Raw genomic sequence first — 22166 nt, forward strand, 5'->3', positions numbered from 1 at the left:
CCCTAGTGCGCGGCGGCCGTCCGATGCCGTACGGCCGAGCCCCGGCGCCCCTTGACGACCTCCAGCTGGGCGGGGATCCGCCGACGCAGATCGGCGACATGGCTGACGATGCCGACCGTACGGTCGCGTTCGCGCAGCGAGTCCAGCACGTCCATCACCTCGTCCAGGGTCTGCTCGTCCAGGCTGCCGAACCCCTCATCGATGAAGAGGGTGTCCAGGCGGACCCCGCCCGCCTCGTCGGTGACCACATCGGCCAGCCCCAGCGCGAGGGCCAGCGACGCGGAGAAGGTCTCTCCGCCGGAGAGGGTCGCGGTGTCGCGTTCGCTGCCCGTCCAGGCGTCGACGACATGCAGTCCGAGGCCGGAGCGCCCGCGCCCGCCGGAGCGGGCGTCGGAGTGCACCAGGGTGTAGCGCCCGGAGGACATCTGGCGCAGCCGTACGCTCGCCGCCGCGGCGACCTGCTCCAGCCGGGCCGCCAGCACATACGCCTCCAGCCGCATCCTGCGCTCGTTGTCCGCGGAGGTGCCCGCCGCGAGCGAGGCGAGGCGGGCGATCCGGTCGTGCTCCGCACGCAGCGGGGCGAGCCGATGGGCGTCGGCGAGCGCCTGCGCGGACAGCGCGTCAAGCTCCTCGCAGCGGGTGCGGGCCGCGGCGTCCGCTGCCGAGACCTCGCGCAGCGCGCGGGTGGCCGCGTCGGCCGCCGACTGCGCCGCCCCGGCGTCGGCGGGCGGCGCCTGCGCGGCGGCGAGCACCCTGGGGTCGGAGAGCTCGGCCGCCACGGCCGCCGACTCCGACTGCCAGGCGTCGAGGCGGCGGCGCGCCTCGCGCTGCCGGTCGGGGGGCAGCACGGCCGCCGCGGCCTGTTCCGGGGTCTCGAACCCGGCCCGGTACGCGGCGTCGGCGAGCCGGGCGTCGGCCTCTTTGAGCCGGTTCGCGGCCGTCCCGGCGGCCCGCGCCGCCTCGGCCGCGTGGGCCAGCAGCCCCGCCTGCCGTTCGAGCCGCGACGCGCGCCGCGCGACGGTGGCGTCCGCGCCGCGCGCCTGATCCAGCTCGGTCAGCAGCGCGGCCCGCTCCCTGGCCAGGGCCTCGCGGTGCGAGGTGCGGGCGGCGGCCCGCCGCTCGGCCTCCTGCCGCTGTTCCTGACGGCGTGCGTGCTCGCCCTCGGCCCGGTCCAGGGCCTCGCGGGCGGCGTGCGCGTCGGCCGCCGCGTTCCGTGCCTCGGCGTACGCGGTGCGCAACTCGCCCAGGGCCCGGTCGAGTTCGGCCGCGTCCTCGCCCTCGGCCGTGGCCTCCGCACCCGCACGTGCCTCCCGCAGCGCGTTCCGCGCCCGCTCGGCCTCCTCCCGGACCTCCTCGGCGCGCTGGTAGTCCGCCAGCGCGGCCTCCTCCGCCGTACGGTCCACATGCCCGGCCCCGGGCCTGGCCGGGCTCGGGTGCTCGGTCGCCCCGCACACCGCGCAGGGCTCTCCGGCGCGCAGCCCGGCCGCGAGTTCGGCGGCGATACCGCGCAGCCGGGCCTCCTTGAGGTCGAGCCAGCGCTGCCGCGCGGCGGCGGCCCCTTCCCGCGCCCGCAACAGCTCCTCCGCCGCCTGCTCCTCCTGCCCGGCGAGCCGGTCCCGCCGCCGGGCGGCCTCAAGTCGCCGCTCGGCGGGCTCGATCCGCCCGCCGAGCTGCTCGGCCCGGGCGACGGCCTCCTGCGCCGCCTCGACCCGCCGCTGATGCGCCCGGTGGGTCTCCTCCCACCCGGCGAGCCACTCGTCGGCCTCCTCGACCGCCTCGTCATCGGCACGGGCCTCCCGCTCGAGCGCGGCGATCTCACGGAGGACGGCCCCCGCCCGGGCCTCCGCCCGCCGCGCGGCCCCCAACGCCCCCAGTTCCTCCCGCACCCGCCGCTCAGCCTGTGCCAGCCACTGGGCATCGGCTTCGGCGGGCACCACGGCCACGCCCGCGCCCCGCGAACCGGCGCCCGGCTCGCCATACGGCCCCTCACCGCCACGGGCCGCGCCGCCACGACCCGCCTGGGGCGGCGCGGCCTGCCTCGCCGCGCCAGGGTCCGGCGCGCCCGGACCGCGCGCCCCCGTGGCGGTGCCCGGACCGCGGGAAGCCCCCACGTGCGGCACTCCGCGCTCCGACGCATCCGCACCGCCCGACGCACCGGCCCCGCCCGGGGCGGCAGCGTCGCCGGACGGCGCCCGGCGCCGCACATCGTCCGCGGTGTCCTCGTCGGCAGCCCGCCCGGCCCACGCACCTTCCGTGCCCGGGTGCGGGGCGGGCTCCTCCGGGGACGCGGTGGCCTGTGCGGGCAGCGGGGCGTCGGGCGAAGCGGTCGGGACCGAGGCGGCGGGGGTGCGTTGGTCGGGGATGTCCGGCGCCGTCCGTAGGTCGGGCTCGGCGGCCAGGCGGGCGCGGGCCTGGCGTTCGGTGGCTTCTGCGGTGTCGTGGTCGCGGGCGGCGACGGTGCGGAGGTCGAGCGCGGGGACCACCGCGTCGGCGGCGCGGGCGCGTTCCAGCAGCTCGCGCAGGTGGTCGTGGTCGGGACGGCGCCGTTCGAGGTCATCCGCCCGGCGGCGGGCCTCGGTGTGCCGGCGCTGGAGTTCGGCCCGTTCGCGGATCGCGTCGGCGGTCCGCTGGGCGGTGTCGTGGGCCGACTCGGCGGCCCGTACGGCGGACAGCGCGATGTCCCTGCGTTCCCGCGCGCCCGCGCGCGCGACGGCGGCCCACTCCAGGACGGCGTCGGCCAGCCCCGGCTCACCGGGGGTCAGCTCCGGCAGCGGGTGGCCGTCCAGCTCCGTGGTGCGGCCCGCCGCCTGCGCCATGCGGTGGGCGAGCGCGAGCAGCCGCTCGTCCCCGGCCGCGACCCGCTGCTCCGCCGCCCGCCGCTGCTCCGCCAGCCGTTCCTCGACGGCGGCGAAGCGGCCGGTGTCGAACAGCTTGCCCAGCAGCTTGCCGCGGGCCAGCTCGTCCGCACGCAGAAAGCGCGCGAAGTCGCCCTGCGGCAACAGCACCACCTGGCAGAACTGCTCCCGGCTCATGCCGAGCAGCTGCGCGATCTCCTCGCCGATCTCCTGGTGCGAGCGGCTGAGGGCCTTCCACGTTCCCGTCCCCGTGCCCGCCGCCCCCGCCCCCGCGCTGGCCGAGGAGGGCGCCGGGACGTACTCGCGGAGCAGGGTCTGCGCCTTCTCCCGCGTCATCCCCGTGCCCCGCTTCTTGGGGCGCGGCTGCTCGGGGCGCCGGGTGATCTCAAGGCGCCGTTCCCCGACGGTGCATTCGAGAACGACCTCGGTCGGGGTCAGCGGTTCGGCATGGTCGCTGCGCAGCGAAAGCCCGCCGCCCTGGCGGGCGCCGGGCACCTGGCCGTACAGCGCGTAGCAGACCGCGTCCAGGACAGACGTCTTACCGGCGCCGGTCGGCCCGTGCAGCAGGAAGAGCCCGGCGGCGGACAGCTCATCGAAGTCGATCTCCTGGGCGGCGCCGAACGGCCCGAAGGCCGTGACGGCGAGCCGGTGCAGCCTCATCGCGCCGCCTCCCCCGCGATCCTTACGGTTGCCGTCGCCGCCCCCGGGGTCGTCCTTACGGTTGCCGTCGCCGCCCCGGGGGTCGTCCTTACGGTTGCCGTCGCCGCCCCCGGGCCGTTCTCCCCGCCCGGCACGACCCCCTCGTGCGCCTCGCTCCTTACGGTCTCCAGCGCGTCCTCGAGCAGTACGCGCTCCGCCGCGTCCGGGCCGCGGCCGCCCCGCACATGGGCCACGAAGTCCTCGGCGATCTGCCGGTCCGAGCGGCCGCGCAGCCGCTGCGCGTACGAGGCGAGCGGATCCTCGGGGGGCCGCTCGGGGTCGAAGACCAGCGTGAGCACATGGGGGAAGCGCCGCACCAGCCGGGCCATCGGCTCATGCGGCCGCACCGCGTCGGTCAGCGTGGCCTCGACCCACGCCTCCTCGTGGCGGTCGAGGTCCGGGTCGGCCAGCAACTCCTCGATCCGGCCGCGGATCCGGGCCAGCGGCCTGGGCACCGGGCACTCCACCCGTTGGTACGACGGGGCCTCGCCCGCCGCCCCCAGCTCCACCACCCACATGGACTTGCGGTGCGCCGCCTCGGAGAAGGAGTACGCGAGCGGGGAGCCCGAGTAGCGGACGCGCTCGGTGATGGTCTGGCAGCCGTGCAGATGGCCCAGCGCGGCGTAGTCGACGCCGTCGAAGACCTCGGCGGGTGCGGAGGCGACGCCGCCGACCGTGATGTCCCGCTCGCTGTCGCTGACCGCGCCACCGGTGACGAAGGCGTGCGCGAGGACGACGGACCGGGTGCCGGACGGCCGGGTGGCGAGGTCGGCGCGCACCCGCTCCATGGCGGCGCCGAGCACCGCCGCATGCCCGGCCGCCGGGGCGCCCAACTCCTCCCGCACCAGACCCGGTTCGAGATACGGCAGACCGTAGAAGGCCACTTCGCCGTGGTCGTCGGCGAGGACGACGGGCGTGGCGCATCCGGCGGGGTCGGTACGCAGATGGATCCCGGCCCGGTCGATCAGCCCGGCGCCGACGCCGAGACGGCGGGCCGAGTCATGGTTGCCGGAGATCATGACCGTCGGCACCCCGAGGTCCGCGAGCCGGTGCAGGGCGTCGTCGAAGAGCTCGACGGCGGCGAGCGGCGGCACGGCGCGGTCGTAGATGTCGCCCGCGACCACCACCGCGTCAATGCGCCGGTCGCGCACGGTGGTGATGAGGTGGTCGATGAACTCCCGTTGTGCGGCAAGGAGGCTGACCCGGTGAAAGGACCGCCCGAGGTGCCAGTCGGAGGTGTGCAGAATTCTCACAAGTGGTCTCCGACCTGCACTTCTGTCCTTCCTCCCACCCCGGTGGCCAGCATCACACCCGCGGTGTGTTCGCGATGCGGGCACCGACCACGTTAGCCGCGTTCGGCGCCCGGTCTCTCATGGACCTCGTATTTCCCGCCCGTGTCGCCCGTGCCGGGGCCTGTCACCGGCGCAATCCCCGCACGGACAGCGAAGTCTGTACGCCTCACGCGTCCTGGTACGCCTTAGGCGTCCTGGTACGCCTCGCCGCCGAGCTCCAGTGTCGCCGTGCCCGCGGTGGTGTCCGCCAGCCAGTCGCGGAAGGTGTCCACGTCCGCGTCGGGGAGCCCGAGTTCGATCGTCACTGCCTCGGCGTAGCGCACCTCGCGTACCGCGCGCCCCGTCGCCCGCAGATCGTTCTCCAGCTTTCCGGCCCGCTGGTGGTCCACGGTGACGGTCACCAGCCGGAACCGCTGCCGGGTGACGGTGCCCAGCGCGTCAAGCGCCTCGCCGACCGCTCCGCCGTAGGCCCGGATCAGACCGCCCGCGCCGAGCTTCACGCCCCCGAAGTAACGGGTGACGACGGCCACCGCGTACCGGATCTCGCGGCGCAGCAGCATCTGCAGCATCGGCACCCCGGCCGTGCCGCCCGGCTCCCCGTCGTCGCTCGCCTTCTGCACACCGCCGTCCGCGCCGATGACGTAGGCGAAGCAGTTGTGGGTGGCGGTGGGGTGCTCCTTCCTGACCCGCTGGACGACGTCCTGCGCCTCCTGCTCGGTCGCGGCGGGCGCGAGCGTGCAGAGGAAGCGCGATCTGTTGATCTCGGTCTCGTGCACGCCCTCGCGCGCGACCGTCCGGTACCGCTCCTGCATCAGGCCACCCTATGTCCCGGCACCGGTCCGCTGTCCCGGCGCTGGTCCGCGGGGCGACGGGGAAGGGCGGCTGACCGCGCCCGGTCAGGCCTTTCCGCCACTTCAGCCGCGTCCGCCACTTCAGCCGCTTCCACCGCGGCTGAACCGGGCCGGTCGGTGCAAGGGCCCCCGCGCGCCCCGCTGGCGCGCCACCACGCCCTCGGCCTCGGCGATCACGCTCTCGGCGATCAAGGCCACCGGCTCCACATCGAGGACCAGGGGCTCGTTGTCCGGGCCCCGGCCGGTCTCCTCCCCCTTGAGCACCCAGGGGTGGACATCGGTGGAGCCACCGTCGTCGTCCCGGAGGTGGATGTAGTCACACAGCCTCCGGGCGACCCACACGGTCGTGGGCAGGTCCTTCGCCCATTCCTCGAAGACCAGCGGGTTGGCCGAAGCGGGCGGCGGCGTCCGGGCCAGCGTCAGCGGCCCAGGGCCTTGGCCAGCTGGTCCTTGGTCATGGTGGAGCGGCCCTCGATGCCGCGCTGCTTGGCCTCGTTGTACAGCTGGTCGCGCGTCGGGCCCTTGGGACCCGTCCGGCTGCCGGAGCGCTGGCCGCCACGCTGCGGCGCGGACTTCGGGTCCTTGGTCGAGGTCCTGCTCGCGGCCCTGGACTCGCCCGAGCGGGCGCGCTCCTTGTTGACCGTACGGGCGGCCATTTCCTTCGCCCGGCCGGTGGACGCGCCGCGCTGCTCGGCGCCTTCCTTGATGTGCTCGTACTGCCGTTCACGCTTGCGGCTGGATCCTGCGGGCATGGTGTCTTCCTCTCCTTCCCCCTCGGTTCGTGGCGGCCGACGGCCTGAGATCGCCGACCGCATGAGTCGGGTTCCCCCCGCTCTCTCCCCCATAACCAGCGTGCGTCTCCTGGGCGTCGGCCGGATGCCGTGCGGTGTGCGGATTCCACGGGATGGGTCTTTGGGCAGTGGCCGCCGGTCCTCCGTCTTCGTAAGGTCGCCCCTGCGAGTCGGCTGATCACTCGGGACGCGGGTGGGGTACATGACGACGCAGACGCCTACGACCGGATCCGGTGCCCGCCCGTGGGCGTCCCGGGCCGCCGGACACCTGCCGCTGGCGGCCACGCTGGCGGCCACCATCGGCGCCGCCGGGCTGAGCGTGGTCAGCCTGGGGTGGGGGGTGCCCACGGCGCTGTGCGCGTTCGCGGCGGGGTGGCGGCCCGGGCGGACGTGGTCCACGGCGGTGGGGCTGATCGGGGTGGTCGCGGGCGCGGTGGTGGCGGTCGCCGTGGTGCCGTCCTGGATCACCTGGGCCGAACCGCTTCGTGGCGGCGGTGGCGGGGGCCGTCGTCCTGCCGTGGTTCGTGGGGCGGTTCTGCCGTCACCGGGCGGGGTGGGAGCGGGCCGCGCGGCTGGAGCGCGAGCAGCGGCTGATCGCCGAGCAGGCCCGGCTGCGGCGGGCCCGTATCGCACAGGACATGCACGATGTGCTCGGCCACGAGCTCAGCCTGACCGCCCTCTCGGCCGGGGCCCTCAAGCTGGCGCCCGGGCTGACGGACGGCCACCGGGAGGCCGCCGGGGACATCAGGGCCGGGGCGGCGGGCGCCGTGGACCGCCTCGGCGAGGTGATCAGCGTCCTGCGCCAGGAGCCGGACGGGGCGCCGCCGGAGCCGGGTGACGCGGGCAACGCGGGATAACGCTGGCAGCGCGGATGTGGCGGGTGGCGCGGATGTGGCGGAGCTGGTCGAGCGGCTGGCGGCATCGGGTCTTGCGGTCCGGCTGCAGAGCGAAGACGAGCCCGGCGAGCTGCCGCCGGACGTGGAGCGCGCCCGGTGCGCCGTGTGGTGCAGGAGGCGCTGACCAACGTGGCCAAGCACGCGCCGGGCGCGGAGGCGGCCGTCCACGTCCGGCACACTGCGGAGCAGACCGAGGTCCGGGAAGCCGATCTGAGTACGATCCGCGCTCCTCTGCTGGTGATCGGCGGTCGGCGAGATCAGTTCGTCGACCCCGCCCATTCCGTGCCGAACCATGTTGTCAGTGCGGACCCGAGTGCGTTGCGGAGGTGTTCGATCGGCTCGTCCAGCGTTGCCGCCCAGGCAACATAGCCGTCCGGGCGAATCAGGAGCGCGTGTGCGGGCGGGTCGGTGCAGTGGGCCGAGACGGTGTCCACCCGGTCCTTCCAACCGGCCGCCGCTGTGGACAGTTGCGTTCCGCCGGAGAGGTCGAGCAGGAGCGGCCTGGCATTGCGCATGAGGTCGGCGAGCCGGGCAGGGCCGGTCTCCGTGGTCAGCATCAGGTCCGGTGCGAATCGTCCGGTGAGCGGGTGCCCTGCGGCCTCGTCGTTCTGCGCGCCCGCCGCGTAGCGTACGTCCGCCCCCGCCATCAGACCGGCGATGCGCTGAATGGTGTCCTTGTCCTGTAGCAGCTCGCCGAACACCTGGCGAAGTGCGGTGATCCCGCTGCCAGGTGCCATCAGGGCCATCTGCGCCTGGGAGTGCATGGCGACCCGCTCGCTGGCCGGGTGCCGTTCGGTGTGGTACGTGTCCAGCAGCCCAGGCGGTGCCCAACCGCTGACTTCGGCTGCCAATTTCCATCCGAGGTTGGCCGCGTCCTGGAGGCCGAGGTTGAGCCCGGGTGCGCCGACGGCGGAGTGAACGTGGGCGGCATCACCGACCAGCAGCACCCGGTCCTTGCGGTACGTCTCGGCGAGCCGGGTGTTGCGGCCGACGAGCCGACGCAACAGGTGCGGGCCGGGGGCTTGAGGTTCGGTGATCGGAAGGTCCGCGCCGAGCACCCGGCGCAGGCTGGCACGCAACTCCTCCGTGGTCATCGGTGCGTCGTCGTCGGTGGGCGGGCGCTCCCACTCCATCACGCTGACCGTCAGGGCGCCGGAAGGAAGCGGCATGATCGCGTACGCGCCATGCTCAGTGCGCTGCCAGGCATACATGCCGATGCGGCCCACCCCCGGCACCTCCAGATCCACCGTTCCCGGCACGGCCTGTGCACCCTCAATGGCGACATGGCCAGTGCGGGACGTGACATCCGGCGCGGTCACGCCTGGGAAGCCGATACCCGCCTGCTTTCGGACGGTGCTGTGTCCGCCGTCGCAGCCGACCAGATAGCCGGTACGCATCTCGTACCGACCATCCGGCCCCCGCACGCGCAGGGTCACTCCGTCTTCCCGCTGGTCGAGGCGGACCAACTCGTGACCACGTCGCAGTTCAACGCCGAGTTCACGCGCGCGTTCCTCCAGCACCTGCTCCAAGCGGCGTTGCGGAACGCCCAGGCCATACATCGGATTCGCGTCCAGCCCGCTCAGATTCAGCGGCAGCGCACCGAAGAGGAATGCCGGGATCGCCTGCGGCGCTCCCGGCTCGCCACGGAGCCGCTCGTACAGCCCACGGTGGTCGAGGAGCCGAACCACCTGCCCGATCACGCCGTTGGCCTTAGGGCTTTCACCGCGCTCGTGCAGCTGTTCCAGAACGACCGGCTGCATGCCCGCCAGGCTCAGCTCGCAGGCCAGCATCAGTCCATTGGGTCCGGCACCGGCGATAACGACATCCACTGTCAAAGGAACTCCTTGTCTCAACATCCGGTGGCAACCATCGCGATCTCACCTGCGGGCCGGCAGTGAGGCGGTAGGCGGTGAAGAGGGCTCGTTGGCATGGGGCTGCCGGAAGGCTGACCTAGGGGGCCGCGGCACCGGGGTCGGTGGACGGGTCAGGAAGTCCCGCGGCCAACTGCCGCAGCGCCTGAACCAGCAGGGGCACCAGAGGGACCGGCGGATCCGCGCGCAACCACCGATCGGTGGCTACGTGTACCGCGCTCGTCACGGCGGCAGCCGCCAGCCTGGGGTACAAGTCCCGATCGACGTCCGTTCCTGTGCGCTCGGCGATGGCCGCGGCGAGCTCGCTGTCGGCCGCGAGCCCGGTCTTCAACGCCTCACCGAGCAGCGCGGGGGCATCGCTCATCCGCCGCAGCCTGGCCAGCACGTCCGGCTCAGGAGCGCGGTGGGCCCGCTCTGCACCCGCCAAGGGTGACAGCGTGGCCTCGATGAGCGCGTCCCACAGTGGCTCGCCCTCCGGGCGGGACCGCAGCGTGTCCGCGGCCTGCCTCGCCCGGTCGATGTTCCGCGCGGCGAGTGCTTCGTACTTGCTGGAGAAGTAATTACTGAACGTCCGTGGCGACACTCCCGCCTCGGCGGCGATGTCCTCATTGCGGACGTTCTCCAGCCCGCGCTCCGACGCCAGACGCACCGCAGCCAAAGTCAATGCCTCTCGGGTCGCCTGCTTCTTGCGCTCCCGCAGACCGCCGCGCGTCCCATCCCGTCCCTCGTCAGCCAGCATGCGTGCCACCCTAACGAAATATGCACACTCGGCAAAATTGCCGTCATGGCAAGTATGCCGTGGTCACCGAGAACCCGCGTACCGCAGGGCACGATCACGCTGCCGGGGTCGGCCCCGGGTTCCAGGAGACGGTCTTGATCCTCAACCGCGGCGCAGAAAGGGTGGTCAGTCGCCCTTCGCTGACGATGGAGGGTGGTACCGCAGGCGCGAGCAGACCCCTTTTTCGGCGACCCCAGGCATCGTGTATTTCCACATGTTGGAGATCTGAACCAGTAGGTCGGCGAGGCCGGTCGCGACGTAGGAGGTGATGCGCAGGCCGGCGATTCCGCCGACGAAGAATCGCGCAGCGTCTTCGACGATGACGCCCTCCAGCAGTTCACCCGCCTCGTCGGCCGCCGCCAGGAGCCGCGTGACCGCCTTCTGCGGCGCGGAGTAGCTGCGCATCGTCATCCACGGGCCCGCCTCTGTGCTCAGTTTGACGGCAGCCCGCAGCACGACCTGTTCCTGGATTGCGGTGCAGTAATGGAAGGACAGGTCGATGAGGGCCTGCAGCCGCGGAGTCGTGCGCGGAGCGGGCTGCTCCGCCACCTGCCTCGCAGCCTCGTCGAAGAATTGCAACTGTGCGTCGATGATGGCGTCACCGAGAGCCATCTTGTCTTCGAAATGGTGGTGGTATCCGCCGGCCGAACCATTAGCCGCCGCGATGATCCGCGGCGTGGAGGCCCCGGCGAATCCACGTTTCTCGATTTCCCACGCGCCCGCCACGAGATACCGCTGGCGCGTCAGCCGGGAACGTTGCTGCTGCGCCATCAATCGCGCCTTACGCGAGGCGGGCGGGGCACAGCACCGCGGCGGTTTCTTCTCCGTCCACGGGAATCGCGCCCCATACCCGTTTGCCCCCGGCGCTGCACGGCTCGGACCCCATGTGCCGGCACACCAGAGAAACGATCTCCAGGCCACGGCCGTGCTCCTGCTCGTCGCTCGCGTGCCGGATCTCCGGCGGAAGATGGCTGCTGGGATCCGTCACGCTGACGATAACGCAGCCCGCGTCGAATCCGATCTCCACTCGGAGTGTCGTATCCGCGTGGATGGAGGCGGCTTCCCTGACCGCGTTCGTCGTCAGCTCGGAAAGAACGAGGAGCACGCTGTCACGGGTGCCCTGCAGCCAGGCTTCAAGAACTGTTCCCGCCCATTTCCGTGCCGCGCGGGGGGCGCTTGGGGTGGGCGCGACGGTGAATTGCAGCATCTCGTCCTCGCAGTCCCGCAATCAGATCGGTATGTCTGATTCCAGAGAACACCGGAACAGACGGCTGCGTAATGGCCAAGATTGGGCATGTCCAAGATTGGTCAGCAACCCGTTCTGCGGTGCACGGAACGCTGGGATGACGCCGCAGTGCCGTCCTATTCTGGGAATCGCCGCTTGTAAGGAGGTTGCATGATGCAGGAAGGGTGGGTAAACCACGAAGATCCAACGGCTTCCATGCCGGAGATCCTGCGGCAATGGATGACCCGGCGGGGGCTCAGGTCGGGCGAGCAGCTGGCAGATGTATTCGCCGTGCACCCCCGTCATGCGGCGAGACTGGTCTCCGGCGAGCGGAAGATGACCTTGTCGCAGGTTCAGGCCCTCTCGAAGGCCCTGCGCCTGAACTGGGCCGAGGCGAAGCTGCTGCATTCCCGAGCGGGGCATCTGCCGCCCCCTCCTCCGCCGCGAGGAGGGGTCGAGATCCCGCACCCGCTGCTGAGGACGATGCACCGCCAGCAGGATGCGGCAATGATCGAAGGCCCGGACTGGGAACTGCTGGACTGCAATGACGCCGCGCTCCGGAATTTTCCGTGGTTCTCCAACAGGGGCGTGAACGTGATGGAGGGGCTGCTGGTCGGCGAGGGGCGGGCGCAGCTCGTCGACCGTGAGGAGGTGTGGATCCCCGCGCTGGTCGCCCAGATCAAGACGATGGTGCTCCAGTCCGTCCATTACCAGGTCGAGCACCGGCACAGCCTGATGGCAATGACGGAGGTCATCCGACGGGACCCGGCCGTCGAGAGGTTCTGGCTCACGAGTGTGGATCTCCAGGACCACACCTACGGGCGGCGCCGGGCGATGTATCTGCCGGGCTGGGGGGAGGAGCCCGTCGAACTCGACGTCCTCAGCTTCGCCCTGGAGCATCCCGACGTCTCGACCGGCACACGGATGGTCGTGGTGGCCGCGGCGGACGGAAGACCGCAACCACCTGTCTGAGGGAATCACCCGCGAGAGGCGTTCCCCGGGCGACGCCAGGTCGTAGTGGCTGACTACGGACCGGGCTCCCGCGCCGGGAGGTCGTGCATCCGCCACGCGTTCCCTGACCACCTATGGCCCCTGAACCCTTGGACTGAAGGTGGGCCTCGATCATCTCTCCGCCCCCTGGGGCGCGGTCGGCCAGCCGCCGCTCGGTTCCAGTACCGTGGCGACGCGCAACAACCGATCCTCGCGGTGCAGGCCGGCGATGGCCTGCACGCCGACGGGGAGCCCGTCAACCGTGCCACCGGGGATTTGTGCGGCAGGGTGCGCGGTCAGGTTTAGCCCGCAGGTGTGGGCGATGCCCTTCCCGATGGCATCGGCGATGACCTCGCCATCTGGGGTGCCCGGGCCGGGCGCGGGCAGCGCGGGGGTGTAGACGGTCGGGGTGAGGAGAACGTCCACGCCATTGAGGGCGGCGTCCCACGCGGTGGTCAGGCGGGCGATGCCGTCCAGCGTGGCCGCGACCCACTCCGCGGAGTCGCCGCAGGCCGCGCCCACCGCGGCGGACAGCTTCGTGGTGGCCCCGAGGTGACCCGGGTCCCGGTCGCGGCGGTCGCTCACCTGGTGAACAAGCTCAGGATCACCGTGGGCGACGCCCGGGCTGTGCCCGAAGTGGCCGGCGAGCACGGCGGGCACCCCACCGTGCACGGTCAGCAACATCGCCAGGTCGCGGGCTTCTCCGTACTGGGGGATGTCGACGGTGGACAGGACGGCACCGGCGAGGGCGAGATCGTCCGCGCGGGCGCGCACTACCGCGGCCACTTCTGGGGTGCAGAACTCGGGGGTGAGGGACTGACCGACGATGCCGACGCGCAGTCCGCGCACGCCGTCCCGGAGGCCGCGTGTCCAGTCCCGGGGCGCGTGCTGCGCGAACCTGTCGCGCCGGTCTGTGCCGGACAGTTCGGAGGCGAGTACGGCGACCTCGCGCACGCGGCGTCCGGCGACGGCAACCCGGTCCTGAACGGGCGTGAACCCGAGGATTCCCGTCATGGGGATGAGACCAGAAGTCGGCAGGAGCGCGAACGCCCCGCAGTGGGAGGGCGGCACCCGGCCGCTGCCGGCCTGGTCAACCATGATGGCGAGGTCCACGAGACCGGCGGCGAGCAGCGCTGCCGCTCCGGCGCTTGAGCCGCCCGTCGTGCGGTCCCGGTCCCAGGGGTTGAGGACCGGGCCGTCCCACGGGGTGGCGCCGGTGATCGCCAGACAGAGATCGTCTGTCCTGGTGGTGTGGGTGACGGCCGCGCCGGCGGCGAGGGTGCGCAGCACGACCGTGGCGGACTCGCGTGGCACATGCCCCTGCACCAGCCGTGAACCGGCCGCGAGCGGCACCCCGCCGTAGGCGATCGTGCTCTTGATCGCGACCCGCTTTCCGGCGAGCGAGCCGACGGTGCCCGGCGTCGTCCCAAGCTCGAACTCGACGGCGTTCAGGGCGTCGGTGCCGCGGGCGTAGGGCGGCGGTTCCGGCATGGGATGGGCCTTTTCCCATGCGGCGCGTACCCGCCCGTGGGCGGCGACGAGCCCTGGCGCCAATTCGGCGTACAACTGCGCCTCCTGCCGGGTGATGCCCAGGTTGAGGCGGTCGGATGCGGCGCGGATGGCCCGTACGGTCGGGGTCGACCAGGCCAGCACCTCCCGCCGGACAGCGGCGGCGGATGGCGAGGTGGCGAACGCCCTGGTTCCCATGGCCACAGCGGCGCCGACGGCAGTGGCAGCGATCAGTAGGCGGCGGCTTGGCATGATGGGTGCTCCTGGTGGTGTCGTGTTGGCTGTGGCCGCTGTGCGGTGCCGCCCACGGTTCGACTCCGAGGGGTTCGACCGGCCAGCAGGCCGCCGAGGGGGCGCGCGGGTCTCCTGCGCGAACCGGCGGCAGCGCGCGTCCGCCCGTCACGTGCCCTTGATTCCAGCATGCCCGCCCCGCTCACAGATGGCCTGATAGGACCCGGGCGTGCAGGTCAAGCCGGGTCCGTTGCCCGGCACCCTGGTGCTGGGGAATCCCTGGATGGTGATGCCCGTTGTGGCACTCAGGCTGTATGTCGTACCCGGAGGGGGCAAACATGTACGGCGACGCGGCGGCGGTCCGCAGAATCCTTACGGAGTTGGGAGACACCTGGGCCATCGTGGGCCTGTCGGCGAACCAGCGGCGTGCGGCTTACGGCGTCGCCGGGGTCCTCCAGCGCTTCGGCAAGCGCATCGTGCCCGTACACCCCAAGGCCGAGACGGTGCACGGCGAGCGCGGCTACGGCTCACTCGCCGAGATCCCGTTCCCGGTCGACGTGGTCGACGTCTTCGTCAACAGCGCCCTGGCGGGCCCGGTCGCCGACGAGGCCGTCACCATCGGCGCCAAGGCCGTCTGGTTCCAGCTCGGCGTCATCGACCCGGAAGCGTACGCCCGCACCCGCGCCGCCGGACTGACCATGGTCATGGACCGCTGCCCAGCCATCGAAATCCCCCAGCTGGGCTGAGCCGCACCACGGAGATCACCCCGCCCTCAGGCGGCCAGGCCCTCCAGGACCGCCGCGCCGGGGAGGGCGGCGAGCAGTTTGCCCGGGACGATGAGCTTGCCTCGGCGGGCGCCGCTGCCGATGAGGGCGTAGGGGGTGTCGGCCACGGCGGCGTCCACCAGGAGCGGCCAGTCGGCGGGGAGGCCGATCGGGGTGATGCCGCCGAATTCCATGCCGCTCTCGCCCGTCGCCGTGTCCATCGGGGCGAACGACGCCTTGCGGGCGCCGAGGTGGCGGCGCACCACGCCGTTGACGTCCGCGCGGGTGTGGGCCAGGACCACGCAGGCGGCCAGGGTGGTCTCGCCGCCCCGTTTGCCCGCGACCACCACGCAGTTGGCGGACTGCTCCAGCAGCCAGGAGCCGTAGTTCTCGACGAGCACGGCGGTGTCGGCCTTGTCCGGGTCCGTGTCCACGAAGAGCACCTGTTCCACCGGCTCCGGGCCGCGCCACGTGCGCAGCGCCTCGGCGACGGGGGCGGTCAGCAGGTCCAGGCACTCGACGGCGGGACGGACCTCGGCGAAGGCATCCATCGGCGTACTCATGCCGCCAAGCTAGCAGCCGGGGCGGGGCACGAGGGCCGGGCCCAGTGGCCTCAGCGCGCGGGTGGCACCGACACGGTCATGGTCATCTCCACCGGCGCCGTACTGTCGTTGCGGTAGGTGTGCGGGGTGTTCGCCTCGAACGCCACGGAGGTGCCGACCGGGGCGGTGTGGGTCTCGCCGCCGATCACCAGGGTGAGTTCGCCGGTCGTCACATGGATCAGCTCGACCGTGCCGGAGGGGTGTGGATCGGAGCTGCTCTCGTCGCCGGGCATCAGCCGCCACTGCCACATCTCCAGCGGGCCGTTCGCCTCGGTGCCGACGAGCAGCGCGGTGTAGCTGCCCGCCTCGGTGGACCACATCCGCACCGCCTGGTCGGGCGGGACGAAGGTCACCCGGGGCCCCTGCTCGTAGTCGAGCAGTGTGGTGATGCTCACGCCGAGCGCGTCGGCGAGCTTGACGGTGGTGCCCACGCTCGGATTCGTACGGGCCTGCTCAATCTGGATGATCATCCCCCGGCTGACCCCGGCGCGGGCCGCCAGGGCGTCGAGGGTGAAGCCGCGTTCATTGCGCCACCGTTTGAGGTTGCGGGCGAGCGACTGTGTGAGCTGGTCGAGGTCCGTCACGTTCCGGTCCGTCCATCCGTCCAAAATAGTGAATGGCATAGTCGAGTGGAGTGAACTACCGTGGGCTGTACTCCCACGTCCACCACACTGTACGGCGAGGTTTCACGATGTCCGCACTCTTCGCTCTTGCCACCAGCCTGCTCTGGGGGCTGGCCGACTTCGGCGGAGGGTTGCTCACCCGGCGCACCCCCGCGATCACCGTGGTCGTCGTCTCCCAGATCATCGCGGCCGCCGTCCTCGGCGCCATCGTGGTCGCCACCGGCGGATGGTCAGCGGCGGGCCCGCAGCTGTGGTTCGCCGCGGCGGCCGGTGTGGTCGGCCCGGCCGCGATGCTGTGCTTCTACCGGGCTCTCGCGCTCGGCCCGATGGGCGTGGTCTCCCCGCTCGGCGCGCTCGGCGGGGTCATGGTGCCGCTCGGGGTCGCGCTGGTGCTCGGCGAGCGGCCCGGGCTGCTCCAGGTCTCGGGGGTCGTGGTGGCGGTCGCGGGCGTGGTCATGGCCAGCGGTCCGCAGACCGGCGGGGCGCCCGTCCAGCGGCAGACGCTGCTGCTCACCCTGGTGGCCGCGCTGGGCTTCGGCTCGGTGATGGCACTGATCGCCGAGGCGTCGCACACCCTGACCGGGCTGTTCCTCGCGCTGTTCGTGCAGCGGGTGTGCAATGTGGCGGTCGGCGACGCCGCACTGCTGGTCTCCGTACGGCGCGGCAACCCCGGGCTGCCCGAGGGCGGGATGGGCGTGGTGCGGGCGTCGCTGCCCGCGCTCGCCTTCGTGGGCCTGGCCGACGTGGCCGCGAACGGCACGTACAACCTCGCCGCGCATCACGGCCCGGTCACCGTCGCCGCGGTGCTCGCCTCCCTCTACCCCGTGGTGACCGCCCTCGCGGCCCGCGGACTGCTCGGCGAGCGGCTGCGTGTGGTCCAGGCCACGGGTGCCGGACTCGCCCTGGTGGGCACGCTGTTGCTGGCCACGGGCTGAGGGGCGCCCACCCGCTGTCCGCCCGGCCGTGCATAAGCCGACGTACGCCAGGAACCCGCTACGCCATGGGGCATGCGAACGACAAGCTGTACACGGTGCGGGCCGAGACCCGGGGGATCGTGGACGCCGCGGCGCGGGCGTGGCAGGGCCCGGGACGGGAGCGGGACCTGCTCGTGCAGTCGCTCAAGGCGGCCGGTGCGGCCACGCTCGCCTGGGCGGTCTCGGGGTGGTGGCTGCAGGACCCGGTGGCGCTGATGGCGCCGTGGGTGGCGGTGGTCCTGGTCCAGGCCACCGTCTACCGCTCGCTGTTCAAGGGGCTGCAGCAGCTGGCGGCCATCGCGGTGGGCACCCTGCTGGCGGCGGGGGCCGAGGCCCTGACGGGGAACATCCTCATCTCGGTGGCCCTGGTCCTCCCCGTCGTGATGCTGCTCAGCAACTGGCCCCGCCTCGGCGACCAGGGCATCTACGGCCCCACCACCGCGCTGTTCACCCTCACCTCGGCCCCGGTCTCCAGCCTCACGGTCTCCCACCGGCTGCTGCAGGCCCTGCTGGGCGCCGCGATCGGCATCGCGGTCAACGCGCTGATCCTGCCGCCGGTCCATCTGCGGAACGTACGGGAGAACCTCAGCAGTCTGGCGCGCGGAACACAGGAGACCCTGGCGAGCGTCGCCGAGGGGCTGGCCCAGGGGGACTGGTCCGCGGACACCCCCGCCGACTGGCGACGGCTGGCCGACCAGCTCCAGCAGCGGCAGGAGAGCCTGCGTTCCGCCCGGCTGTGGAGCCATGAAAGCCTCCGGCTCAACCCCAGGCTGCCGTGGACGTCGCGCGAGAAGCTGCCGCCGGCGCTTCCCCCCGAGAGCGAGGACCAGCGGTGGGGCTCGATCGTCAGCCAGGTGTACGCGGTGGTCAGCACGATGGTCGACGTCGCCGATGAGAACCGCACCATTCCCACCCCCGACCAGCAGCCGCTGCGCGAATACGGCCGTCTCCTCGCCGATCTCGCGGCGGCCTGCGAGGCCCGGGCCGAAATGATCTGTGAGCCCGCCACCCCCGACGGCCCGCACGGCGCACTCGACGAGGCGCTGGAGGCGGTGGAACGGCACCACGGCGCCCTGCACAAACGGCTCACCGATGAGCGCTACGTCTCCCCCGGCACCGCCGCCGTGCTGGGCACCCTGCTGATCCAGGCCCAGAACATCTGGCACGACATCGCCCCGGACGCCTGGCCCCGCGCCGCCGCCCGGGCATAGCACCCGGGCGGCGGGGTACATCGGTGCAATCCCCCGCGGTGGTGCCGGGGCGGAGTGATGAGGAGTGGTGCCCATGAAGCCGATCGCCCAGGCACGGCCGGGATTCCCCGGCTGGGTGAGCCTCGCCGTCCCCAGCCTCGGGGCGGCGCAGCAGTTCTACACCGCGGTCCTCGGGTGGACCTGGCGCCCCACCGGGCCGGGCGAGGGGTTCCGTACGGCGCTGTTCGGTGGAGCGCCGGTGGCCGGGGTCGGGGCGCTCGCCAACAGCCTCAGGGGCGCGGTCGCCTGGACGCCGTTCTTCGCCGTGGCGGACGCGGACGCCACCGCGGCACACATCCGTGAGCGGGGCGGCACCGTCGGCGTCGGCCCGCTCCCGTTCGGCACCGGCCGCCGCGCCGGTCTCGCCACCGACCCCGACGGCGCCGTCTTCGGCTTCTGGACGGGGGAGGCGCTGCCCGGCTGGCCATCGGGTCCGGAGGGGCCTTCGGGTCCTTCGGGTCCGGAGGGTGCGGAGGGTCCTTTGACTCCGGGGGGTTCAGGGGAAGGCGCCCCGGCCCGGCTGGAGCTGCGCACCCGTGACGCGTTCGCGGCCGCCCTCTTCTACGGCGAGCTCTTCGGCTGGGCCTCGCCGGAGAGCACGTGCTCCGTGGAGTACGCGAACGACGAGGTGATCGTGTGCGAGGAGGGCCGCAAGCTGGCGGTGATCCACGGCGGCGCCGTCGAGCAGGCCCCCGACCCTCGGGTCCGGCCGCGCTGGTACGTCCACTTCCGCGTCCCCGATGTGACGGCCGCCGTGGCGGCGGCCCGCGCCGCCGGTGGCACGGTCGCCCTGCCGCCGGACGCCTCGCCCACGGGCGGTCAGGCGATCCTGTGCGACCCCGACGGCGGTCTGTTCACCGTCACCGCGGCCTGAGCGGATGCAGCCGACGCAGTCACGCAGCCGACGCAGCGAACGCAGCGGAGGCACCGTCGGCGGGCGGTCCCGGTGCGGCGGCCGAAGCGGGGGACCCACGCCCCGGGCGTCCTGCCGAAATCCGGGTGACGGTGGGGTTACCACCGGAGGTCTCTGGGGTACCTGCACGTCACGCCATCGCAGCGACCCCCGGGGGACCACGGTGGCCAGGCGCTTCCGGTCCAGACCGCGGGCCGGAAGAGCCGCTTCGGCTGTTGCGTCGGCTCGGGCCGGCGCTTCAGTCGTCGATTCCGCCGCTCTCGCAGACCTGCCGGGCGATGTCCCGCAGCTTGACGTTGCGCTCCTGGGACACCCGCCGGATCAGCGCGAAGGCGTCATCCTCGGTGATCTTCAAACGTTCCATGAGGATGCCCATGGCCTCCCCGATGGTGTGCCGGGTCTGGATCGCCTGCTGGAGCTGATCGGCGGTGCGGGCGCTGGAGAAGGCGACCGCGGCATGCGAGGCCAGCAGCCAGCCCGCCGTCTCGCTGGCCTTGGTGAAGACGGCGGGGCGCCGCGAGTAGAGGTTCAGCGCGCCGAGGTTCTCCTGCTCGGTGTAGAGCAGGAACCCCATCATGCTGCCGATGCCGAGGTGGCGGGCCTCACTGACGAAATCCGGCCAGCGCTCCTCGGGCTCGGTGAAGTCCCTGATCCGGAACACCCGCTCGCGCCGGCGGGCGGCGTCGAAGCAGGGCCCCTCGCGGAGCCGCTCCTGCAGCCGGTCCGACCGCACCACCAGCCCTTCGGTGGGGGCGAGTGACTCCACCCGGTTGCCGCGGAGCACCAGGATGCCTGCCGCGTCACAGCCCTCCACGATGTCCACCGCGCATGCGCTGATCCGGTCCAGCGTGGCCTCCACGGACTCCTGCGCCAGCAGGTCCCGCGCCATGGTGGCCATGCGCTCGGCGAAGGCTTCCCAATCCATGACCACCATCCGATCACATCCGGCTACTCGCCGCTTCTGAGCGCCTTGCGGTACTGCTTCGCCCGGTCCGCGTACACCTGGGCGTTCAGTTTGATGCCTTCTCGCTCCTCGTCGGTGAGCGGGCGCTTCACCCTCGCGGGCACCCCGGCCACCAGCGACCCGGGGGGTATCTCCATCCCCTGCGGCACCAGCGCCTGGGCCGCGACCAGTGATCCCGCACCGACTCGCGCGCCGTTGAGGACCGTCGCCCCCATGCCGATCAGTACGTCGTCTTCGACCGTACAGCCGTGCACCACCGCGTTGTGCCCGACCGAGACCCGCTCGCCGATGGAGACCGGGAACCCGGGGTCGACATGCACCGTGCAGTTGTCCTGGATGTTGCTCTCCGCGCCGACGGCGATGGGGCCGCCGTCACCCCGCAGCACCGCCTGGTACCAGACGCTGGACCCCGCTGCCAGTACGACATCGCCGATCACCACCGACGTGGGGGCCACGAAAGTGTCGGGGTCGACCTGTGGCTCCTTCCCGTCGATGCCGAAGATCAAGGCGCGCACCGTCTCTCCCACCTGGTCGTTCCCTTCGCGTTCCACGCCCCGGCCGGTAGCTCCGGCAGAGCCCTGGCATCGATATGCGGCTACGCCGCGCGGCAGGGAAACCAGCCCGCCGCAGGCGGCGCGATCCGCCGCCCCCTAGTCCCCGGCCGGGACCCGCTCCGGCTCGGCGGTCTCGGCATCGGCCGCCGTGACCGACGCCGCCTCGGCCTTCTTGGCGCGCCACTTCATGACCAGCATCGAGCCGAGGCCGAAGAGCAGGGCCAGTACGAGCCCGAGCCAGGAGAAGCGCTTCAGCCAGTCCTCCGCGACCTTACCCAGGGAGTAGATGACCGCCGTGGTGCCACCGGCCCAGACGACGCCGCCGAGCACATTGGCGATGAGGAACTTCCAGTACGGCATGCGCAGCACGCCCGCGAGCGGTCCCGCGAAGATCCGCAGCAGCGCGATGAACCGGCCGACGAAGACCGCCCACATGCCCCACTTCTGGAAGGAGCGCTCGGCGGTGGCCACGTGCTCGGCGCTGAAGTGCTTGGGGAATTTACGGCCCAGCCAGGCGAGCAGCGGCTGTCCGCCCTTGCGGCCGATGAGATAGCCGATGGAGTCGCCGATCACCGCGCCCGCGACGGCGCACGTCCCCAGGATGTAGGGGTTGATGTGGTCCTGAGAGGCCGCCAGCAGCGTCGCGCTGACGAGGACGATCTCACCGGGGAGCGGAATTCCCAGGCTCTCCAGGCCAATGACGATGCCCACCAGCAGATACACGCTGACCGCGGGCACCGTCTCGAGCCATTCCTCGATATGCAACGCCGGTTCCTCCCCGTGTGGCGACCGCTTCCCGGCGTACGCCGGACAGGACGCGGCGTACGCCGGGAAGCCTACTCAATCGGCGCGCGGTCGCCATCATCCCCAAGTCGTGCTCGCGCTCGCGCCGACTCCGGCGAAGGGAGGAGGGGCCCAGGGCTGGGAGGGGTACGCACTCAGGGCTTGGGGGATACGCACATGATGCTGGCGAGGAGGTACGGCCTCAGGACTGGGGGCGCAGGGTCCACACGATGGACATTTCACCCGTAACCGCACTGTCCTCGCGCGTGATCGCGACGTTCACCGGAAATTCAGGGCGCTCCCCCGCGTCCAGCTCGGCGACCACCTCGGCGGCGGGCCGACCGAGGGTGGCGGTCGCGGTGACGGGCCCCTTGGCGAGCTTCTTGTAACCGATCTCGGCGCGCACGGCCAGCGGTACTGCGCGGCCGAGCTGATCGCCGAACGCCGCCAGCACGATGGCGCCGCTCGCGGACTCCGCCAGGGTGAACATCGCGCCCGCGTGGGGGCCGCCGACGTGGTTGTGGAAGTCGGGCTGGTCGGGCAGGCACAGCACCGCGCGCTCGGGCGACGTCTCGCGGAACTCCAGGTTCAGGGTGCGCACCATGGGCACCGTGGCGGCGAGCATCTCACCGACGGAGGGCAGGGTTTCTGACATGCCCCGGAAGTTACCATCCAGTAGTAAACGGGGAAAGGGGCAGTTCGCCGGGCAGCCCGTAGCAGCTGTCGGCGGGCCCCTCTATCGTTACTGGCC

General features: G+C 72.3%; 22 protein-coding genes. 6 read left to right on the top strand and 16 right to left on the bottom strand.

The window, feature by feature from the left end; all coding sequences use genetic code 11:
* Positions 1 to 2 precede the first annotated feature (2 nt).
* The 5 genes from VT50_RS33320 to VT50_RS33340 form a co-directional block, all read right to left on the bottom strand.
* Entirely contained in the window at positions 3 to 3515 is a 3513-nt protein-coding gene (locus VT50_RS33320) for an AAA family ATPase (protein WP_079343940.1), read from the bottom strand.
* Positions 3512 to 4807 (bottom strand): exonuclease SbcCD subunit D, encoded by a 1296-nt coding sequence (locus VT50_RS33325; protein WP_240529406.1) that lies wholly within the window; start codon positions 4805 to 4807, stop codon positions 3512 to 3514. Before VT50_RS33325 ends, VT50_RS33320 begins: the two co-directional genes overlap by 4 nt.
* A 224-nt stretch (positions 4808 to 5031) precedes the next feature.
* A complete protein-coding gene (locus VT50_RS33330) occupies positions 5032 to 5658 on the bottom strand; it encodes a YigZ family protein (RefSeq protein WP_046084720.1) in 627 nt (208 codons plus the stop codon).
* 120 nt (positions 5659 to 5778) lie between these two features.
* Positions 5779 to 6120 (bottom strand): DUF6098 family protein, encoded by a 342-nt coding sequence (locus tag VT50_RS38820; RefSeq protein ID WP_338058367.1) that lies wholly within the window; start codon positions 6118 to 6120, stop codon positions 5779 to 5781.
* Positions 6117 to 6449, bottom strand: a complete 333-nt coding sequence (locus VT50_RS33340; protein WP_046084721.1) for a hypothetical protein — start codon at positions 6447 to 6449, stop codon at positions 6117 to 6119. Before VT50_RS33340 ends, VT50_RS38820 begins: the two co-directional genes overlap by 4 nt.
* 524 nt (positions 6450 to 6973) lie before the next feature.
* On the opposite strand from VT50_RS33340, the gene VT50_RS41190 reads away from it, so the two are divergent.
* Positions 6974 to 7345 (top strand): histidine kinase, encoded by a 372-nt coding sequence (locus VT50_RS41190; protein ID WP_053048442.1) that lies wholly within the window; start codon positions 6974 to 6976, stop codon positions 7343 to 7345.
* A gap of 296 nt (positions 7346 to 7641) precedes the next feature.
* Here VT50_RS41190 and VT50_RS33350 read toward each other — a convergent pair whose 3' ends face one another.
* From VT50_RS33350 to VT50_RS33365, 4 genes are all read right to left on the bottom strand, one after another.
* Positions 7642 to 9213, bottom strand: a complete 1572-nt coding sequence (locus tag VT50_RS33350) for an FAD-dependent monooxygenase (protein WP_240529415.1) — start codon at positions 9211 to 9213, stop codon at positions 7642 to 7644.
* Between the two features lie 121 nt (positions 9214 to 9334).
* Positions 9335 to 9994, bottom strand: a complete 660-nt coding sequence (locus VT50_RS33355) for a TetR/AcrR family transcriptional regulator (RefSeq protein WP_046084723.1) — start codon at positions 9992 to 9994, stop codon at positions 9335 to 9337.
* Positions 9995 to 10159: 165 nt separating this feature from the next.
* On the bottom strand, positions 10160 to 10804 hold the full coding sequence (locus VT50_RS33360) for a TetR/AcrR family transcriptional regulator (RefSeq protein ID WP_046084724.1): 645 nt from the start codon (positions 10802 to 10804) through the stop codon (positions 10160 to 10162).
* A 10-nt stretch (positions 10805 to 10814) separates the two neighbouring features.
* Positions 10815 to 11240, bottom strand: a complete 426-nt coding sequence (locus tag VT50_RS33365; RefSeq protein ID WP_046084792.1) for an ATP-binding protein — start codon at positions 11238 to 11240, stop codon at positions 10815 to 10817.
* A 189-nt stretch (positions 11241 to 11429) separates the two neighbouring features.
* Between VT50_RS33365 and VT50_RS33370 the strand changes: the two genes are divergently transcribed.
* Positions 11430 to 12230 (top strand): helix-turn-helix domain-containing protein, encoded by an 801-nt coding sequence (locus VT50_RS33370; RefSeq protein WP_046084725.1) that lies wholly within the window; start codon positions 11430 to 11432, stop codon positions 12228 to 12230.
* Positions 12231 to 12380: 150 nt separating this feature from the next.
* Here VT50_RS33370 and VT50_RS33375 read toward each other — a convergent pair whose 3' ends face one another.
* Positions 12381 to 14009: an amidase family protein gene (locus VT50_RS33375; protein ID WP_107424937.1), complete on the bottom strand. Its 1629-nt coding sequence runs from the start codon at positions 14007 to 14009 to the stop codon at positions 12381 to 12383.
* A gap of 317 nt (positions 14010 to 14326) precedes the next feature.
* Here VT50_RS33375 and VT50_RS33380 point away from each other — a divergent pair, with 317 nt between their 5' ends.
* Positions 14327 to 14734 (top strand): CoA-binding protein, encoded by a 408-nt coding sequence (locus VT50_RS33380; RefSeq protein ID WP_046084727.1) that lies wholly within the window; start codon positions 14327 to 14329, stop codon positions 14732 to 14734.
* A 26-nt stretch (positions 14735 to 14760) separates the two neighbouring features.
* On the opposite strand, the gene VT50_RS33385 is transcribed toward VT50_RS33380, so the two are convergent.
* A complete protein-coding gene (locus VT50_RS33385) occupies positions 14761 to 15315 on the bottom strand; it encodes a YbaK/EbsC family protein (RefSeq protein WP_046084728.1) in 555 nt (184 codons plus the stop codon).
* Positions 15316 to 15365: 50 nt separating this feature from the next.
* Complete coding sequence (locus VT50_RS33390; protein WP_046084729.1) at positions 15366 to 15938, bottom strand: helix-turn-helix domain-containing protein; 573 nt, start codon at positions 15936 to 15938, stop codon at positions 15366 to 15368.
* A 107-nt stretch (positions 15939 to 16045) separates the two neighbouring features.
* Between VT50_RS33390 and VT50_RS33395 the strand changes: the two genes are divergently transcribed.
* The 3 genes from VT50_RS33395 to VT50_RS33405 all read left to right on the top strand — a co-directional run bounded on the left by VT50_RS33395 (position 16046) and on the right by VT50_RS33405 (position 19075).
* A complete protein-coding gene (locus VT50_RS33395) occupies positions 16046 to 16912 on the top strand; it encodes an EamA family transporter (protein WP_046084730.1) in 867 nt (288 codons plus the stop codon).
* Positions 16913 to 16977: 65 nt separating this feature from the next.
* Positions 16978 to 18162 carry an FUSC family protein gene (locus tag VT50_RS33400; protein WP_046084731.1) on the top strand — a complete coding sequence of 395 codons (1185 nt, stop codon included), beginning with the start codon at positions 16978 to 16980 and terminating at the stop codon, positions 18160 to 18162.
* Between the two features lie 73 nt (positions 18163 to 18235).
* Positions 18236 to 19075 (top strand): VOC family protein, encoded by an 840-nt coding sequence (locus VT50_RS33405; protein ID WP_078840575.1) that lies wholly within the window; start codon positions 18236 to 18238, stop codon positions 19073 to 19075.
* A 277-nt stretch (positions 19076 to 19352) separates the two neighbouring features.
* On the opposite strand, the gene VT50_RS33410 is transcribed toward VT50_RS33405, so the two are convergent.
* From VT50_RS33410 to VT50_RS33425, 4 genes are all read right to left on the bottom strand, one after another.
* On the bottom strand, positions 19353 to 20039 hold the full coding sequence (locus VT50_RS33410; RefSeq protein WP_078840581.1) for a GAF and ANTAR domain-containing protein: 687 nt from the start codon (positions 20037 to 20039) through the stop codon (positions 19353 to 19355).
* A 23-nt stretch (positions 20040 to 20062) separates the two neighbouring features.
* A complete protein-coding gene (locus VT50_RS33415) occupies positions 20063 to 20629 on the bottom strand; it encodes a gamma carbonic anhydrase family protein (protein ID WP_420822253.1) in 567 nt (188 codons plus the stop codon).
* Positions 20630 to 20728: 99 nt separating this feature from the next.
* Positions 20729 to 21397, bottom strand: a complete 669-nt coding sequence (locus tag VT50_RS33420) for a DedA family protein (protein ID WP_046084733.1) — start codon at positions 21395 to 21397, stop codon at positions 20729 to 20731.
* Positions 21398 to 21617: 220 nt separating this feature from the next.
* On the bottom strand, positions 21618 to 22070 hold the full coding sequence (locus tag VT50_RS33425; RefSeq protein ID WP_046084734.1) for a DUF4442 domain-containing protein: 453 nt from the start codon (positions 22068 to 22070) through the stop codon (positions 21618 to 21620).
* Positions 22071 to 22166 lie beyond the last annotated feature (96 nt).

Source organism: Streptomyces antioxidans, assembly GCF_000968685.2.
Lineage (GTDB): Bacteria > Actinomycetota > Actinomycetes > Streptomycetales > Streptomycetaceae > Streptomyces > Streptomyces antioxidans.